This is a genomic window from Alloalcanivorax gelatiniphagus, assembly GCF_005938655.1.
In the GTDB taxonomy this organism is placed as follows: Bacteria; Pseudomonadota; Gammaproteobacteria; order Pseudomonadales; family Alcanivoracaceae; genus Alloalcanivorax; species Alloalcanivorax gelatiniphagus.
On the sequence record NZ_VCQT01000046.1, the window covers coordinates 49,638 to 66,147 of the forward strand.

The window sequence follows — 16,510 nt, forward strand, 5'->3', positions numbered from 1 at the left end:
TTCCGCCGCACGGCGTGGCCGGTGGCGGCGTATCCTGTATCCTGAAAAATCTGTATCGAGCCGGCGCTGCCGGCGCCCGGGGAAGGAACGACCATTCATGCTGGAACTGATCAGCGCGGCACGCCGCCGCAAACGCCCGCCCACCCATGACCTGTTCGATGTGATCGCACTGGATTTCCGGGTGGGCCTGCTGGATATCGACCTGAATCTGCAGCTCAACACCGGCAAGTACGTGAAAATCATGGACCGCTGCCGGCTGGAACACGCGGTGGTCACCGGGCTGCTGCACCGTACCGTCACCGCCCGGGCCAGCACCGTGGTGGCCAATACCGAGATCGCCTATATCCGCGAGCTGCGCCCCTACCAGCGTTTCCAGGTGCACACCCGGCTGCTGGGCTGGGACGACAAGTACACCTATTACGACCAGCGCTTCGAATCCCAGCGCAAGCTGCACACCCATGCCCTGCACCGGCTTGCCCATATGTATGGGGGCAAGCCGATCAGCCCGCCGGCGTTCCAGGAAATGACCGGGCTGAATCTGACGTCCCCGCCGCTGCCGGACTATGTGCGCGACTGGAAGACCCTGCTGCAGAACAAGCGGCGTCTCACCGAGCGCGATGTTGATTCCTAGCGCGGATCGCGGCTGAAGCCGCTCCTACGGGGCGGGGTAGGAGCGGCTTCAGCCGCGATGTCCGCCTAGGCCAGCACCACCCCGAACGCCAGGGCGATCAACAGCAGACCGGCGGCGCGCTCCACCCAGGGGCCGTGGCGGGCCAGACCCGGCGCCCGCCCCCGGGCCACCAGCAGGCGCGCCACCAGCAGATCCCAAAGCAGCACCACCAGGAACATCCACAGCCCATAGAGAGCCTGCACGCCGGTGGGTGTGGCCCGCGCCGCCAGCAGCGAGAACAGCCCCATATAGAACAGCCCGTTCTTGGGGTTGAGCAGCGCCGACCCCAGCCCGGCGAGAAAACCGGCGCGGCCGTGCAAGGTGGCGGCGGTGCCGGCGTCTCCGGCGGGCGCCCGGGACGCGGCCCGCCAGAACCGTATCCCCAGGTAGAACAGCCAGGCGGCACCCGCCCACTGCACCACCCGGAACAGCGGCCCGTCCGGGTCCAGCAGGGCGAAACCGCCCACCGCCAGGGCGATAAAGACACCGTTGCCCAGGGCCACCCCGACACACACCGCCGCCGCCGTCCGCCAGCCGGACACCAGGGCGCTGCGCGCGATCAGAATGAAATCCGGGCCGGGGCTCAACAGGGCCAGAAAGTGGGCGCCGGCCACGGGAATAAACGAATCCAGCATGGGCCTCTCCTGCGGGGGAAGCGCGCATCCTAGCCCGGGCCGCCGGCGGCGGATTGAAGAAAAGTGCGCTCAGCGCGGGCGCCGGTAGAACCCCGGCGTCATCGCCACCCGCTCCTTGAAGGCCCGCTGGAAGTGACTCTGATCGGCGAAGCCCAGGTCATGGGCCACCCGGGTCAGGTCGGCGCCCTGGCGCAGCAAGGCGCGGGCCCGGTCGATGCGCCGGTCCAGCCGGTAGGCGTGGGGGGTCATGCCGGTGGCGCCCTGGAAACGGCGGATCAACTGGTAGCGGCTCAACCCCAGCCGCGCCGCCAGGGCCGGCAAGGACGGTGCCTCCGCCAGGGGCTCCGCCAACCAGCGGCGCACCGGCTCCAGCTCCGGCGCCGCCGGCGGCGGGCCCACTACAGGATCGCCCCGCCAGTCGCCCCGGCTCAGAAAGGCGGCCAGGGCCGCCGCCTTGTGCCGCGCCGAGCGGCCCGAAAACAGGCAATCGTTGAGGCGCTGGAAGCGCTCATAGGCGTCCGGGTCCTCGCCCACCTGCACCGCCGTGGGCAGGGGGCCCGCCCAGCGCCGCATCCAGGCCACGTCCACATACAGCATCTGATAGCCCCAGGCCCGCCCGGGCAGGGGATTGCAGGAGTGCGGCAGCCAGGCGGGAATGCTGATCAGGCTGCCCGGCGTCAGAATACGGCCGGCGCCGGGACAGCGGAAATCGCTGTGGCCCCGGTCCACCACGCCGATGGACCAGGTGGAATGGCTGTGCGGGCGATAGCAGGCCAGGCTGTCGCTGGCCCGCCGGCTCTCCACGAACGGCAGCTGAGGGTCACGCCACAGGCGGGAGGTGGACGGCGGCATGACGCCTCCAATCAATAACAAGGACGCCATTTTACCCCGGCCGCCCGGGCGGCACGATACCGTCGACCGCCCACCGCTTCACCGTTACAATCCGCCCCATGAGTAAATCCCGCATCGGCACCCCCTGCATCGGCGTCTGTTCCACGGTCTTCGGCGATACCGTCTGCCGTGGCTGCCGCCGCTTCAGCCATGAAGTGGTGGACTGGAACGCCTATTCCGAGGAACAGAAACGGCTGGTCTGGCGGCGCCTGGACCAGTTGCTGACGCTGGTGGTGAGTAATTACTTCCAGGTGGTGGACGCCGGCGCCCTGGCCGCGCAGATGGACTATCAGAACCTGCGTTACCAGACCCAGCTGTCGCCGGAGGGTTGGGTGCCGGAGCTGCTCAAGGCCGCCGGTCGGCAGCGCATCGATTACGCGGTGTTCGGGTTGCGCGCCCTGCCCGACGCCGAGGGGCAGGCGCCCCGGGAACTGTACGACCGCATCAGCAAGGAATGCCACGCCCTCAACCAGGCCCACTACGACCGTTCGTTTGGCCGGCCGGTGGGCATCACCGGGGAGCTGGTGCGCCATGCGGCGCGGGAAAAGGGGTTGTTTTAGGGGCTGGATCGCGACTTCAGTCGCGATCAACCACAACGCTCACAACGACCGTGCATCTCCAACGGCTGGGCGTCGGCCCGGAACCCTTCCCGGTCCAGACTGCGGCTCAACTGCCGGCGCAGCGGGCTGTCCATGGGCGCCTCGCGCACCACGCCGCATTCATCGCAAACCAGAAACAGGGTGCCGGCCTCATGGCCGTGGTCACAGGCCAGATGGTCGCAGGCCAGGTAACGGTTGGTGGAGGCCAGCCGATGGGCGAGCCCGGCGGACACCAGGAAATCCAGTGCCCGGTAGATGGTGGGCGGCTTGGCGCCGGGCTGGTGCTCACGCTGCAGCTCATCCAGCAGATCATAGGCGCTGACCGGCGCATCATGGCCCAGCAGCAACCCCATGACCTGGCGCCGCTGGGCGGTCAGCCGCAGGCCCTGGGCCTCGCAGCGCCGTTGCGCGATGTCCAGCTGTGCTTCCCGGTTGTCCGCCATCTTTGCTCCCGCCGCGCCCGTATCAGGATGGATAGCGCCGGGCGGGCCCCCGGCGCGACGTTATATTATCCGGTCATCGGCGCCGCTTGAACAGGGCTGTCATCCGCCGGTCTCATCCGGCCTCCGCCCAACCCCAGTCCGGAAAGGGGTCGTCCAGGGTGCGCCAGTGGTCCGGCCCGGCCAGGGTCTCCGCCTCGCTGAGCAGGCAGGCATCCAGCGCCGCCCGGGTGATCGCCGGGTCCATGTTCTGGCCGATGAACACCAGTTCCTGGCGCATATCGCCGAACGGCTCCACCCATTTTTCGCGGATAAAGGCCAACGTTTCCGGGTCCTCCGGCCAGCGGGCTTCCGGCACCGCCTTCCAGAACAACCCCGCCACGCCATGGTGGGCGATGCCGCCGGCCTGGCTCCAGGTGCCGGCCAGCTGCGGCCGCGAGGCCAGCCAGAAATAGCCCTTGGAGCGCAGCAGCTTGCCGTTGTCCCACTGGCGATGCAGAAAATCGTGAAAGCGGCGCGGATGGAACGGCCGCCGGGCGGTATAGGTGAAGCTGGAAATACCGTATTCCTCGGTCTCCGGCGTATGCTCACCGCGCATTTCCTTGAGCCAGCCCGGCGCCAGGCTGGCGCGCTCGAAATCGAAACGGCCGGTGTCCAGCACCTTGTCCAGCGGCACCGCGCCCTGGCTGATCGGCACGATCTCCGCCTCTGGATTGAGCGCGCGCAGCATGCCGATCACCGAGCGCCGTTGTGCCTCGTCGATCAGATCGGTCTTGCTCACCAGCAGCACATCGCAGAACTCGATCTGGTCCACCAGCAGGTCCGCCACGTTGCGCTCGTCTTCCTCGCCCAGGCTCTCGCCGGTGTCACGCAGCTCGGCGGCGCGCTGGTAATCGGTGGCGAAATTGGCGCCGTCCACCACCGTCACCAGGGTGTCCAGCCGCGCCACCGACGACAGGCTCTCGCCGCTTTCGTCCTCGAAAGTGAAGGTCTCCGCCACCGGCAGCGGCTCGGAAATGCCGGTGGACTCGATCACCAGGTAATCGAACCGGCCCTCGGCGGCCAACCGTCGCACCTCCAGCAGCAGATCCTCGCGCAGGGTGCAGCAAATGCAGCCGTTGCTCATCTCCACCAGCTTTTCCTCGGACCGGTTCAGGCTCACCTGCTGGTTCACCAGGCTGGCGTCGATGTTGATTTCACTCATGTCGTTAACGATCACCGCCACCCGGCGGCCGTCACGATTATTGAGAATGTGGTTCAGCACCGTGGTCTTGCCGGCGCCAAGAAAGCCGGACAGCACGGTCACCGGCAGGCGGTTATCGGTCATGGGGAATCTCTCGGGCAAAGCACTTGGGGCTGCATATGTTATAACGTAACAATAAAAAGACAAGGGACAGCCAACACTCACATCGCCAACCCGGTCATTTTCTTTGCCCACCGCGCCGGTCAACATGGTCGCCTGCACCCCATCACGGAGACCCTCCATGAGCTTCAACGGCAAAACCATCGTGCTGACCGGCGCCTCCAGCGGCATTGGCGAGGAAGCCGCCCGGCAACTGGCGCGCCGGGGCGCCCGGCTGTGTCTGGTGGCCCGCCGCGAAGAGGAACTGGCCCGGGTGCAGGCCGACATCCACGCCGACGGCGGCCGCGCCTGGATCTACCCCACCGACCTGACCCACCCGGACAGCATCGACACCGCCCTGGACGCTCTGCTCGCCGAACACCCCAGGGTGGACGCCCTGGTCAACAATGCCGCCCACTCCATCCGCCGCCCGATCCTGGACGCGCTGGACCGCATCCACGACTACGAGCGCACCATGCAGCTCAACTACTTCGGCGCCCTGCGCATGACCATGGGGCTGATCCCGCGCTTTCTGGAGCAAGGCCACGGCCATGTGGTCAACGCCTCCACCCTGTCCGCCCAGGTGCCGATCCCGCTGTTCTCGGCCTATCTGGCCAGCAAGGCCGCGCTGGAATCCTACTCCCGTTCGCTGAACGCGGAACTGGGCCACAAGGGCATCCGCGCCACCGTGGTCTATTTCCCGATGGTGCGCACGCCCATGTCCAGCCGCACCTCGATCTACAAGCACATGCGCATGATGAAGGTGGAAGACGCCGCCGGCTGGCTGCTCAAGGCGCTGCGCGACCAACCGGCGCGGGTGGGCAGCCCCCTGGGCACGGTGGGCAGCCTGGTACTGGCGGCCATGCCCGGCCCGGCGGTGAAATACACACAGCCGTTGTTCCGGCGCATGGATAAGCGCCTCAAGGCGAAGCTGAAAGGAAACCGGGAGGGATAAAACGAATGGTGCGCCAGGAGGGACTTGAACCCCCACACCTTGCGGCATCAGGACCTAAACCTGACGTGTCTACCAATTCCACCACTGGCGCAGGCGCGACATTGTAGCAGCCGGCCGGGGGAATACCACTGATGAGGCCGGCGTGGAGCGGCGCGGCCCGCCATTGGCAGTTTATGCCAACGGCACTATTCTTGTGATCGTCATTTACCAAGGAGCGCCCACCGTGCCAACGCGCAATGTGGTTCTCAGTGATCATCAACATGAGCTGGTGGAAAAACTGGTCCGGTCGGGCCGGTATCAGAATGCCAGCGAAGTGTTGAGGGAAGGCCTGCGCATGGTCGAACTGCGCGAGCAACAGGAAGCGGCCAGACTGCAGGTACTCAAGGACGCCGCCGCCAGAGGGTGGTCCGATATTGACGCCGGGCGCTATCAGGAAGTGGCCGACGACCGGCTGGACGATTACCTGGACCAATTGGGGCACACCGCTGCTCGGGAAAGAACCCGCGATTAACCATGCGCTATGTTCTCCCCGCCGCCGCGCAGGACGATATCCGCGACCTTCTTGGCTGGACGCATGAGCGGTTCGGAGCAGCGGCCCGGGTGCGCTATCAGGCGCTTCTGGCCACCGCCTTGCGGGACCTTGCCCATCAACCGGCGAGGCCGGGTAGTGTTGAGCGCCCCGAGCTGGGTCAAGGCGTTCGTTCCTGGCACCTTCAGCTGAGTCGCGAGCGAGCGCGTACTGATCCGGGTGTGGTGCGGCGTCCCCGCCACTTTGTGATCTACCGTGTCGAGGCCGAGCGCATTCTGATCGGCCGGGTCCTCCACGACGCCATGGAACTGGCTCGGCATCTGGACGCGGACGCGCCCTGGAAATAGTCGCTCAGCCCTTGAAGGGCTGAGCGGGTATGAGCAGGTCTGAGCGAAGTACGGGTTTTACTGCTCGATGCGATCCAGCCGGTTATTGACCTGCAGCCGGTACTGGTCGAACGCCTTGATGGCGTCCTCGATATTGGAAAGACGCTGGTTGAGCCGGTCGGTGCCGGCCTGGTTGCTTTGCAGTTTGGCCAGGGCCTGTTTCTGGGCTTGGTTCTGCTGCTCCAGCTGTTTGACGGTATCGACCACCACGTCCACCTGGGTTTCCAGCTGGCTGAGCTGGGTGCGCCACTGGCCGTTGGCGTCGTTGACCGCCTTGACCGCGCTGTCCACTTTCTTCTGCAGGTCGGCGATCTGGTCGCGGGCCTGTTTGATGTTCTGGTCATAGCCGTCCACGGTTTTCTTGAGGGCGGCGGTGGCGCTTTGGTTGTCCTTGAGGCTTTTCTGGACGCTGGCCAGGTTCTTCTGGTTTTCCTCGATCAAATCCTTGTTGCGCTTGTTGCTCAGGTCCCAGAGCTTGCGGATCTCGGCACTGTTGGTGTCGATGGCCTTGCTGTGCTCGCTGAGGGTGCCGCGCAGTTTGCCGGACGACTGGTCCAAAGATTCGTCGGTGGCGGAGAGCCGGGCCTGCAGGTTCTCCAGTTGCTCGGAGGACATGCCCATGCGGCTTTCCATTTGCCCCTGCAGGCTGCTGATCTCCCGGTAGAAGTAAGTGCACGCTACCGCCAGCACCACGGCCAGCACCAGGGTGAGAATGATCCAGCCGCCGGAGCCGCCGCGCTCGTCGTCGCGCGGTGGCGGCGCCCGACGGGGCGCCGGCCGGTCGCCACGGCCACCACCATCGCCGCCCCGGCCGCCGCCTTTACCGCCGTTACCCGCACCGCCGCCGCCCCGCGGCGGACGCTCCTGAGCGGTGGACCGGCGGCGGGGGTCGTCCACGTTCACGTCGTCGATATCACCCAGTTTCACGTCGCGATCTTGGGTCATTGGCGAATTCCTGTACGAAGTAAGAAAACACGCATGTTACCCGTCCGCCGGGATCGGCGCACGGAGCTGGGGGCTTGGTGCGGAAAAGACAAAGGAAAGTTCCACCCGCCCGTCACGACCTTTCCTCTCAAGGAGAAGGAGGGAGAGAGGGAAACAAAGGGGTGTTGTTAAAAACGGTTCTTTATAGCTGGAAGTGCCGGGCGCCTTCCAGCGCCGCTTCCGGCGTCGCCGGGGGATCGCTCTCAAGGCGCGGACTCGCAGGCGTAGCAGCGCTACGTCAAGAGGCCGCAACGCGGAGAGCGGGCCCCCGGCGGCGCCCCGAAGGGCGGCCGCCAACGGCGGCCGCGGATGCGGCGATGGAAGGTGTTCGGTACTTCCTTACGCGAAGTTCTTGGCCGCGAAGTCCCAGTTGATCAGGTTCCAGATGGAAGACAGATACTTGGGACGGGCATTGCGGTAGTCGATGTAGTAGGCGTGCTCCCACACGTCCACGGTCATCAGCGGCGTGTGGCCGTTGTCGTGGGCGATCGGGGTGTCGGCGTCGTCGGTGTTGACGATGTCCACGCCACCATCGGAGGTTTTCACCAGCCAGGTCCAGCCGGAACCGAAGTTGCCAGCACCCTTGGCTTCAAACTCTTCCTTGAACTTGTCGAAGGAACCGAACTTCTTGTTGATGGCGTCAGCCAGGGCGCCGGTGGGCTCGCCACCGCCGTTCGGGCTCAGGCTGTTCCAGTAGAAGGTGTGGTTCCAGACCTGGGCCGCCTGGTTGAACAGACCACCTTTGGCGCTCTTGATGATCTCTTCCAGGGATTTCCCTTCGTCATCGGTGCCCTTGATCATGTCATTGAGCTTGGTGACATAGGCGTTGTGATGCTTGCCGTGATGGTACTCGAGGGTCTCCGCGGAAATGTGCGGTTCGAGAGCGTCTTTCTCATACGGAAGCGGCGGAAGTTCAAAAGCCATAGTCAATTCCCCTGACGGTTGGTCGAATTACCATTCGCACTGCGAATTTCGGCAGCATCATAACAAGCAGCTTAACCGCGAACCACTGACGGCCCGGCACCACGGTCGGCACCTTTTACGCGATTTGACCCCTTGTTGAGAATGATTGCTCTTTCCTTTGATTCGCGGGCGTGCATGGACAAACTCACATGGGGACCCGGCCGGGTATCTCAAGTAGAATGAGCCACGTTTTTTTCAAGAATATTTTTCCTCGGAGAATTTACATGGCCAACGATTCCGTCGTCATCGTCAACGGGGCGCGCACCGCCATGGGCGGCTTCCAGGGTGCGCTGGCACCGATGAGCGCCCCGCAACTGGGCGCCGCCAGCATCCGCGAAGCGGTGGCCCGCGCCGGCCTGGACGCCGCCGATATCGAGGACGTGGTAATGGGTTGCGTGCTGCCCGCCGGCCTCAAACAGGGCCCCGCCCGTCAGGCCATGCGCCTGGCCGGCCTGCCCGACGGCACCGGTGCCACCACCATTAATAAGCTGTGCGGCTCCGGCATGCGCGCCACCATGTTCTGCCACGACATGATCAAGGCCGGCAGCCACGACATCGTGGTCAGCGGCGGCATGGAATCCATGAGCAATGCGCCTTACCTGCTGGAAAAAGCCCGCGCCGGCTACCGCATGGGCCATGGCCAGGTGTTCGACCACATGTTCCTGGACGGCCTGGAAGACGCCGAGACCGGCCGCCTGATGGGTTCCTTCGCCCAGGACGTGGCGGACCAGCGCGGCATCACCCGCGAGCAAATGGACGACTTCGCCATCGAATCCCTGAAGCGGGCCCAGGCGGCCATCGCCAATGGCTGGTTCGCCGACGAGATCGTGCCGGTGACGGTAACCACCCGCAAAGGCGAAACCGTGGTCGACACCGACGAACAGCCGGGCAACGCCAACATCGACAAGATTCCCACCCTGAAGCCGGCGTTCAAGAAAGACGGCACCGTCACCGCCGCCAACGCCAGCTCCATCTCCGACGGCGGCTCGGCGCTGGTACTGGCCCGCGAAAGCGTGGCCGAACAACGCGGCCTCAAACCGCTGGCGCGGCTGCTCGGCCACGCCACCAACAGCCGCCACCCCGGCGAGTTCACCATCGCCCCCATCGGCGCCACCGAGAAACTGCTGAAAAAAGTGGGCTGGACCGTGGACGACGTGGACCTGTTCGAAATCAACGAAGCCTTCGCCATGGTCGCCATGATGCCGATGCTCGACCTGGGCATTCCCCACGACAAGCTCAACATCCACGGCGGCGCCTGCGCCCTGGGCCACCCCATCGGCTCCACCGGCTCACGCATCATCCTCACCCTGATCCACGCCCTCAAACGCACCGGCGGCAAACGCGGCATCGCCAGTCTTTGTATTGGCGGTGGCGAGGCCACGGCGGTGGCGGTCGAGGTTTTCTGAGCTTCAAGCTGCAAGCGGCAAGCTGCAGGCCGAATTAAAGCGGAGGGGTCGTGCCGGTCGGTACCCAGTTGAAAGTTGAAAGTTAAAAGTTGAAACGCGGGTTGGCGGATTGGAGGCGGTTGGGCCATGCCCGCGTTCGGGCTACAAGCCACAGGCCGCAAGCCACAAGCTGGCCGTGCAGGGACAGGGACCGTACCCACTCTTGAAGGGCGGTAAACCCTCTCGGCCACGCAGGGCCCCTCCGACCAGGCCCTTTCAACTTTAAACTTTAAACTTTCAACTGGCCGCCTGTGGCACGGCCCCCACGGCCAGCCTGCCGCTTGCAGCTTGCGGCTTGCAGCTGCCGCCCCCCAGGGCGGCCGTAATATCCCGTTGCAACATCAACCCCTCTGACCAATACGCAAAAGTGTCGCGGGCGCCTAGAATCGACCGTTCAGTCACATTCTGGGGAGTTCTATGTCCGCCCTGCCCGTCATTACCGCCATGGGTGGCATCAATGCCGCCGGCCGCACGTCCTTGCATCATGGTTTTCGCCGTCTGGTGTTCGATGCCCTGGAGCCGGCCCGGCAGGACAGCACCCTGGCCTCGCTGGCGGCGCTCACCGGCGGCCACGGGCGGGAGGCGCTGCTCAACGGCACCCTGATTCGCGGGTTGCCGGCGGATCGCCGTCTGTCCATGGCGGTGAACGGCCACAGCGACAGCCCGGTGACGCTGGAAATGCGTAACCTGGATCTCCCCGACCCGGTGCCCGCCGGTTGGCGGGTGGAGCCGATCAGCCGCCAGCGCAGCCGCGTCACCCTGCCCGCCGGGGCCGGCCTGCGGGTGCCCACGCCCATCGCCCGCCGGGTGAGCGCCGCCGGCCAGTTGCCGGACGGCTTCGACCCGGCCGCCCTGTACGCCTCGCGCAACCATCCCCGCGCCCTGCAGATGGCCATCTACGGCGTCAGTGATGCGTTCGGCATGCTCGGCATTCCCTGGGAGCAGCTGCGTGGCCGGCTGGCGCCGGATCAGGTGGCGGTGTTCGCCTCCAACGCCATGGCGCAGCTGGACGACGCCGGCCTGGGCGGCATGATGCGCGCCCCGGCCCTGGGCCAGCGCACCACCTCCAAACAGTGCCCGTTGGGGCTCGGCGAGATGACCGCCGACTTCATCAACGCCTATGTGCTGCGCAGCGCCGGCGGCACCGGCGGCCTGCTGGGCGCCTGCGCCACCTTCCTGTACAACCTGGAGCGGGCGGTGCACGCCATCCGCGCCGGCCGCGCGCGGCTGGTGGTGGTGGGCACCAGCGAGGCGCCGCTGGTGCCGGAAGTGATGGAAGGCTACCGCGCCATGGGCGCGCTGGCCGAGGACGACGACCTGGCGGCGCTGGACGGCGCCGACCGGCCGGACCTGCGCCGGGCGTGCCGGCCGTTCGGCGACAACTGCGGCTTCACCATGTCGGAGTCCGCCCAGTTCGCGGTGCTGATGGACGATGCCCTGGCCCTGGAACTGGGCGCGGACATCCTCGGCGCCGTGCCGGACGTGTTCGTGCACGCCGACGGCGCCAAGAAGTCGATTTCCTCGCCGGGCATCGGCAACTATCTGACCCTGTCGCGCAGCGCCCACCTGGTGCGCCAGCTGATCGGCGAGGACGCTCTGCGCCAGGAAACCCTGGTGCACGCCCACGGCACCGGCACCCCGCAGAACCGGGTTACCGAATCCCACGTTATCAACCAGGTGGCCCATGCCTTCGGCATCCACGACTGGCCGGTGGCGGCGATCAAGGCCTATGTGGGGCATTCCCTGGGCAGCGCCGGCGGCGACCAGTTGGCCGCCACCCTGGGTACCTTCAACGACGGCCTGCTGCCGGGCATCGCCACCGTGGACCGGTTCGCCGACGATCTGCACGCCGACCGCCTGTCCCTGTCCCGGGACCACCGCGAACTGCGGCCCTCGGCGGCGCTGCTCAACTCCAAGGGCTTCGGCGGCAACAACGCCACCGCCGTGGTGCTGTCACCGCAACGGGCCACCGACCTGCTGGCCCGCCGCCACGGCGAGCGGGCCCTGGACGCCTGGCGCGACCGGGTGGCCGCCACCCGCGACGCGGCCGCCGACTACGACCGCCGCGCCCTGGCCGGCCAGGTGGTGCCCGAGTATCACTTCAACGATGGAGTGCTGAACGGCGACGATCTTACCGTCACCGACAAGGACATCCGCCTGCCCGGTTGGGAGCAGCCGCTGACGTTCAAGGACGACAGCGGCTTCGACGACTACCGCTGATCGCGACTGAAGTCGCTCCTACACAACGTGCCGTAGGAGCGGCTTCAGCCGCGATAGCCTTCACATCCCTACCTGAAACGCCGGGGTGGCCCAGCCGCTCCGGGAATCCTCGGCGGCGGCGTCGTTCATCGGCTGGCCGCCGGTGATCACCCGCTCGGCGTTGCCATAGCTCAGCCAGGTCAGGGTCGGCACCCGGCCCACCGGCGGCTGGCTGTAATCGCACACCCCATCCGGGAAGACCTCGCTGACCCGGGCCGCGAAGGCCTCGGAGCTGAACACTCCGGTGAGCGGGTTGACCGGGTAATCCGCCGGGTCCACCGGCCGCAGGGCGCATTTGTTGGTGAGGGTGGTGACATCGTCACCGGCCACCGTGCGCGGGGTGCCGAAGCGGGTCTGCACCAGCAGCTGCTGCAGGTCCACCACCGGATCGGTAAGCGCCAGCAGCGGGTCCGCCAGCCCCAGCAGCGGGTTGAGAATGGGGCCCAACAGGCCGTCCAGCCCCAGGGAACCGCCCACCGTGTCCACCAGCCCGTCCACGTCCAGGCCACACAGCTGCCCGGTGACCGCGTCCACCACCACGCCCAGTTCCGAGGGCGGCGGCGGCAGCAGGCTCAGGTCCAGGCCGGGCAGGATCGGGTCCGGATACAGCAAGTTGCCGGTGAACGGCACGATGGGCCCGTCCGCGCCCAGCAGCGACGACACCGACAGACAACGGTCGCGGGCCTGGATCGGTTTGTTGGCCACCACCTTGTCGGCCAGCGGCGCGTCACCGGCGTCCGCTTCGATGTCGGCCAGCCAGCGGTCCATCACCAGCAGCGCCTCGGTGGTATAGACGGTGTCACCGGCCAACGGGAAGGCGCCGTACCAGATCACCTGGTTGTCGGCGTTACCCTGGGCGGCTTCCAGGCGCGCGCGCATCTGCCAGGAGTGGTAGGCGTCGTGGGCCAGCCCCGGGTCCGGTCCGCGCAGGTCGATGATCGGCACATTGCCCAGGTGCTCGGCGGTGTTGATGGCGCCGGTGCGGTAGGCGTTCCGCAGCGTTCGCGGGTCGGCCACGGTGCGCGCCGGCTGCGGATCGATGTCCACGTCCAGGCCGCCGATGTCCCGGTTCAGGTTGATGAACTGGTTACCGCTGATCAGCCCCTGCTGCAGAGCCCGCAGGCCATATTGCACGCCGGTGTTGTCCAGGGGAATGCCGGTGAAGCCCCGCGACAGCAGCGACTCGTTGGGGCTCCACACCTCCGGCGGGCGGGTGCCGAACTGGTTCTTCATGTAATCCAGCAGGCCGCAGCGCAGGCCGTCCGGCGCGCTCTCTCTGTCATAAACAGTGACGCCCTCCTCCAGCCCCGGACAGTCGGCCTGGTCCGGGGACGCGGACGGAAAGAACGCCAGATCCGAAAGCACCGGGTTAAGCGGCAGATGGCCGTAGAACGCGGACCATTGCGCCACCGGAATCACCCCGGAGCCGAGCAGCCGGCTGACCACCGAAACAAAGTCCTCCGGGCCTTCCGGGATCTGGTTGCCGAAGTAGCGGCTCAGCAGATTGTAGTCGGCGAACTGGGTGGCGGTGGTCCACACGTCCGGGTAGGAGCACTGCACGATCAGCCCCTGGTAGATGCCCGGGTAGGCGTTGGCCACGTGCTGCTGGGCGATGGCGCCGCCGGAGCAGCCGGTGCCGATGGTGTAGCGCAACTCGCCGTACTGCTCGACGATGCGTTCCTTGGCCATCATCAGCGACTCGGCGGCGGTCACCAGATTAACGTTGTGCCCGAGATTGGCCTGGGCGGTGGACAGGGTCATGAACCCCCGCCCCAGGGCCACGCTGATGCTGTCGCCCAGCAACAGCTCGGCGCCGTCCGGGGCGGTGCCGGCGATGTCGCCATTGGGCGGCTCGCCCATGGCGAAGCTGACGCCCACGTTACCGCCGTGGTGAATCAGCAGCTTGCCGTTCCACTGGTCCTGGGGCGCGGTGGCGGTCCAGGGCTGGCCGGGCCGGTAGAGGGTCATGATCTGGTAGCGGTCCCGGTTCTGCACGCCGGTCTCCACGCGCACGATAAAGGGCACCTCCACGCCGGTGTCGGTGGTTACCGTGGCGATCTCCTCCGCCGGCGGCGGCTGGTCCGGATCGTAGTCCAGGAAGCTGGCGGGCAGCCCCGGGTTCATCGGGTCGAAGCCGGTAATCAGCGCCCGCAGCCGGTCGGCGGGGACGTACTTGAACCGGTACTCCGCCGGCTGATTGCACTGCGCATCCACCGCCGCCGCATTGGTGCAGCGCCAGGGCTGAATCTGCGGCCCGGAGAACACCGGCCCGCCATTGGGATGGTTGATCACGGTGCGGTCCAGCACGGTGTCGTCGGCCAGCACCACACGCAGGCGGTTCTCGCCCAGGGCCAGGCCGCTGACCAGCCCCTTGAGGCCGCCGTCGCCGTCCGCCACCAGCTCCGCCCGGGCCGGCTCACCGCCCACCAGCAGGCGCGCGCCGCGCAGATTGGCCGGGTCGTCCGCCTCCACGCGGATCAGCGCGTCGCCGCCGCTGATCAGATCCGCGCGGTTGGACAGCACCTGGATGCGGCCCTCGCCGGCCTCCGGTTGCGGTTCCGGTTCGGAGGGATTGGGGGTGCCACCTCCTCCGCCGACACTGCCGCCACCGCTGGAGGAACCACCCCCACCGCCACAGGCGGTGAGCGCCAACAAAGCCGCCAACAAAGCGGCCGTGGTCGTTTTTTTCATTGTTATATCTCCCGAAGATGAAAGCCGGTGTTCCGGCTCGTCTTCAGTGTGCGCAGTGGTGGATACGAACACTATTGCGCAATCGTTGCCCCCTGGTTACCTCCGTAAACAACGTGTTACCGGCTCGGCCCCTTTTGGCACCGTCCAAAGGCGGCGCCGCTTGCAGCGGCAAGCCCCAGGCCCGAAGCTTACGTCTCACCCGATTCACCAACCCACGGAAGACCATGCCTAGACACCGTCCCCGCCCGCTTCGCCTGCTGCTGCTTGTACTGCTTTGCGCCTGGCTGCTCACCGCCCTTTATCACCGTTACAAACCCCTCCCGGAAGACGTGGGCCGGGCCTGGCCGGTGCGCGACGCGGAGAACCTGGCGTTGCTGGCCGACGACACCTGGGTGGAAGGGGACGCCGGCGAGGAAGCCGGGCGCCAGTATGATCAGGCGATCTTCGATGAGTTTTTCCGGCTGATCGGTCAGGCGGACAAGCTGATCGTGGTGGACATGTTCCTGTACAACGACATGGCCGGTGCCACCACCGACAGCCTGCGGCCGCTCAGCGAGCAGCTCACCGACGCCCTGGTGGCGCGCAAACAGCAGCGTCCGCACGTGCGCGCGGTGCTGATCACCGACCCGTTCAATACCTTGTACGGCGGCGTGGCGGCGCCCCATCTGCAACGGCTCCGCGACGCCGGCGTGGAGGTGGTGTTCACCGATCTGACCCGGCTGCGCGATTCCAATCCCACCTGGTCCGGCCTGTGGCGGCTGTGCTGCCAGTGGTTCGGCAACAGCACCGAAGGCGGCTGGCTGCCCAACCCCACCGGCGACGGCAAGGTGACCCTGCGCACCTATCTCAGCCTGATCAACTTCAAGGCCAACCACCGCAAAACCCTGGTGGTGGACGAAGGCAACCAATGGACCGGCCTGGTGACCTCCGCCAACGCCCACGATGCCAGCAGCGCCCACTCCAATCTGGCACTGCGCTTCAGCGGCCCGGCGGCCCTGGATCTGCTGCAGTCGGAGCTGGCGGTGGCGAACTTCTCCGGCGCCAACCTGGGGGACAACTGGCCGGCCCCGCCGGCGCCGGCCGCCGTGGAAAAAGGCCCGCGCCTGCGGGTACTGGACGAAGGGGCGATCCGCGACGCCCTGCTGGAAACGGTGAACGGCGCCCGCGCCGGCCAGCACCTGGACGTGGGCGTGTTCTATCTGTCCCAGCGGCCGCTGGTGGAAGCCCTGGCCGCCGCCCAGGAGAGAGGCGTGCGCCTGCGGTTACTGCTGGACCCGAACAAGGATGCCTTCGGCCGCGAGAAGAATGGCGTGCCCAACCGCCAGGTGGCCTGGGAACTGCACCGCGCCGGGGTGCCGGTGCGCTGGTGCGCCACCCACGGCGAGCAATGCCATACCAAGATGCTGCTGCGCTACGGCGCTCACCGGCCGGCCACGCTGATTCTCGGCTCGGCCAACTACACGCGCCGCAACCTGGACAACCTGAATCTGGAAACCAGCGTGGAACTGGTGGCGGAAGCCGGCGACCCGACCATCCGGGCGGCCCGGGAGATCTTTCAGAAGCGCTGGTCGAACCCGGACGGCAAGGTGTTCAGCCTGCCCTACGAGGATTTCGCGGACGACTCCCGCTGGCGGTATGGCCTGTACCGGGTGATGGAATTCACCGGTTGGTCCACGTTTTAGGCCGGATCGCGGCTGAAGCGGAACGCCGCCCGGCCGCTC

The 16,510-nt window shown here is 66.7% G+C and carries 15 protein-coding genes and 1 tRNA gene; 8 read left to right on the forward strand and 8 right to left on the reverse strand.

The window, feature by feature from the left end; translation table 11 throughout:
- The first annotated feature begins 97 nt into the window (after positions 1-97).
- Positions 98-631, forward strand: coding sequence for a thioesterase family protein (locus FGS76_RS17800; protein WP_138774005.1), 534 nt, complete (start codon positions 98-100; stop codon positions 629-631).
- Positions 632-696: 65 nt separating this feature from the next.
- Here FGS76_RS17800 and FGS76_RS17805 read toward each other — a convergent pair whose 3' ends face one another.
- Complete coding sequence (locus tag FGS76_RS17805) at positions 697-1,305, reverse strand: LysE family translocator (protein WP_138774006.1); 609 nt, start codon at positions 1,303-1,305, stop codon at positions 697-699.
- A 69-nt stretch (positions 1,306-1,374) separates the two neighbouring features.
- Positions 1,375-2,157 (reverse strand): AraC family transcriptional regulator, encoded by a 783-nt coding sequence (locus FGS76_RS17810; protein WP_138774007.1) that lies wholly within the window; start codon positions 2,155-2,157, stop codon positions 1,375-1,377.
- A gap of 98 nt (positions 2,158-2,255) precedes the next feature.
- Between FGS76_RS17810 and FGS76_RS17815 the strand changes: the two genes are divergently transcribed.
- The gene (locus FGS76_RS17815) at positions 2,256-2,756 is read left to right on the forward strand and encodes a DUF1289 domain-containing protein (RefSeq protein WP_138774008.1); all 501 of its coding nucleotides are present in this window, start codon (positions 2,256-2,258) and stop codon (positions 2,754-2,756) included.
- Positions 2,757-2,782: 26 nt separating this feature from the next.
- On the opposite strand, the gene FGS76_RS17820 is transcribed toward FGS76_RS17815, so the two are convergent.
- The gene (locus tag FGS76_RS17820; protein WP_138774009.1) at positions 2,783-3,238 is read right to left on the reverse strand and encodes a Fur family transcriptional regulator; all 456 of its coding nucleotides are present in this window, start codon (positions 3,236-3,238) and stop codon (positions 2,783-2,785) included.
- Between the two features lie 112 nt (positions 3,239-3,350).
- The gene (gene zigA, locus FGS76_RS17825; protein WP_138774010.1) at positions 3,351-4,562 is read right to left on the reverse strand and encodes a zinc metallochaperone GTPase ZigA; all 1,212 of its coding nucleotides are present in this window, start codon (positions 4,560-4,562) and stop codon (positions 3,351-3,353) included.
- A 157-nt stretch (positions 4,563-4,719) separates the two neighbouring features.
- Between zigA and FGS76_RS17830 the strand changes: the two genes are divergently transcribed.
- Positions 4,720-5,532 carry an SDR family NAD(P)-dependent oxidoreductase gene (locus FGS76_RS17830; protein WP_138774011.1) on the forward strand — a complete coding sequence of 271 codons (813 nt, stop codon included), beginning with the start codon at positions 4,720-4,722 and terminating at the stop codon, positions 5,530-5,532.
- Between the two features lie 6 nt (positions 5,533-5,538).
- On the opposite strand, the gene FGS76_RS17835 is transcribed toward FGS76_RS17830, so the two are convergent.
- A tRNA-Leu gene (locus tag FGS76_RS17835) sits at positions 5,539-5,623 on the reverse strand.
- A 132-nt stretch (positions 5,624-5,755) separates the two neighbouring features.
- Here FGS76_RS17835 and FGS76_RS17840 point away from each other — a divergent pair.
- Together FGS76_RS17840 and FGS76_RS17845 are read left to right on the forward strand one after the other, a co-directional pair.
- Positions 5,756-6,043: a type II toxin-antitoxin system ParD family antitoxin gene (locus FGS76_RS17840; protein ID WP_138774012.1), complete on the forward strand. Its 288-nt coding sequence runs from the start codon at positions 5,756-5,758 to the stop codon at positions 6,041-6,043.
- Between the two features lie 2 nt (positions 6,044-6,045).
- The gene (locus FGS76_RS17845) at positions 6,046-6,408 is read left to right on the forward strand and encodes a type II toxin-antitoxin system RelE/ParE family toxin (protein ID WP_138774013.1); all 363 of its coding nucleotides are present in this window, start codon (positions 6,046-6,048) and stop codon (positions 6,406-6,408) included.
- Positions 6,409-6,465: 57 nt separating this feature from the next.
- Here the strand turns inward: FGS76_RS17845 and FGS76_RS17850 are convergent, their stop codons facing one another.
- Positions 6,466-7,392, reverse strand: coding sequence for a hypothetical protein (locus FGS76_RS17850; RefSeq protein WP_138774014.1), 927 nt, complete (start codon positions 7,390-7,392; stop codon positions 6,466-6,468).
- 378 nt (positions 7,393-7,770) lie between these two features.
- Positions 7,771-8,355 (reverse strand): superoxide dismutase, encoded by a 585-nt coding sequence (locus FGS76_RS17855; protein WP_138774015.1) that lies wholly within the window; start codon positions 8,353-8,355, stop codon positions 7,771-7,773.
- 263 nt (positions 8,356-8,618) lie between these two features.
- Here FGS76_RS17855 and FGS76_RS17860 point away from each other — a divergent pair, with 263 nt between their 5' ends.
- Together FGS76_RS17860 and FGS76_RS17865 are read left to right on the forward strand one after the other, a co-directional pair.
- On the forward strand, positions 8,619-9,800 hold the full coding sequence (locus FGS76_RS17860) for an acetyl-CoA C-acyltransferase (protein WP_138774016.1): 1,182 nt from the start codon (positions 8,619-8,621) through the stop codon (positions 9,798-9,800).
- A 456-nt stretch (positions 9,801-10,256) separates the two neighbouring features.
- Positions 10,257-12,059, forward strand: a complete 1,803-nt coding sequence (locus FGS76_RS17865) for a beta-ketoacyl synthase (protein WP_138774017.1) — start codon at positions 10,257-10,259, stop codon at positions 12,057-12,059.
- A gap of 60 nt (positions 12,060-12,119) precedes the next feature.
- Here the strand turns inward: FGS76_RS17865 and FGS76_RS17870 are convergent, their stop codons facing one another.
- Positions 12,120-14,789: a DUF6351 family protein gene (locus FGS76_RS17870; protein WP_138774018.1), complete on the reverse strand. Its 2,670-nt coding sequence runs from the start codon at positions 14,787-14,789 to the stop codon at positions 12,120-12,122.
- 224 nt (positions 14,790-15,013) lie between these two features.
- Between FGS76_RS17870 and FGS76_RS17875 the strand changes: the two genes are divergently transcribed.
- Positions 15,014-16,471 carry a phospholipase D-like domain-containing protein gene (locus tag FGS76_RS17875; protein ID WP_138774019.1) on the forward strand — a complete coding sequence of 486 codons (1,458 nt, stop codon included), beginning with the start codon at positions 15,014-15,016 and terminating at the stop codon, positions 16,469-16,471.
- Positions 16,472-16,510: the final 39 nt, after the last annotated feature.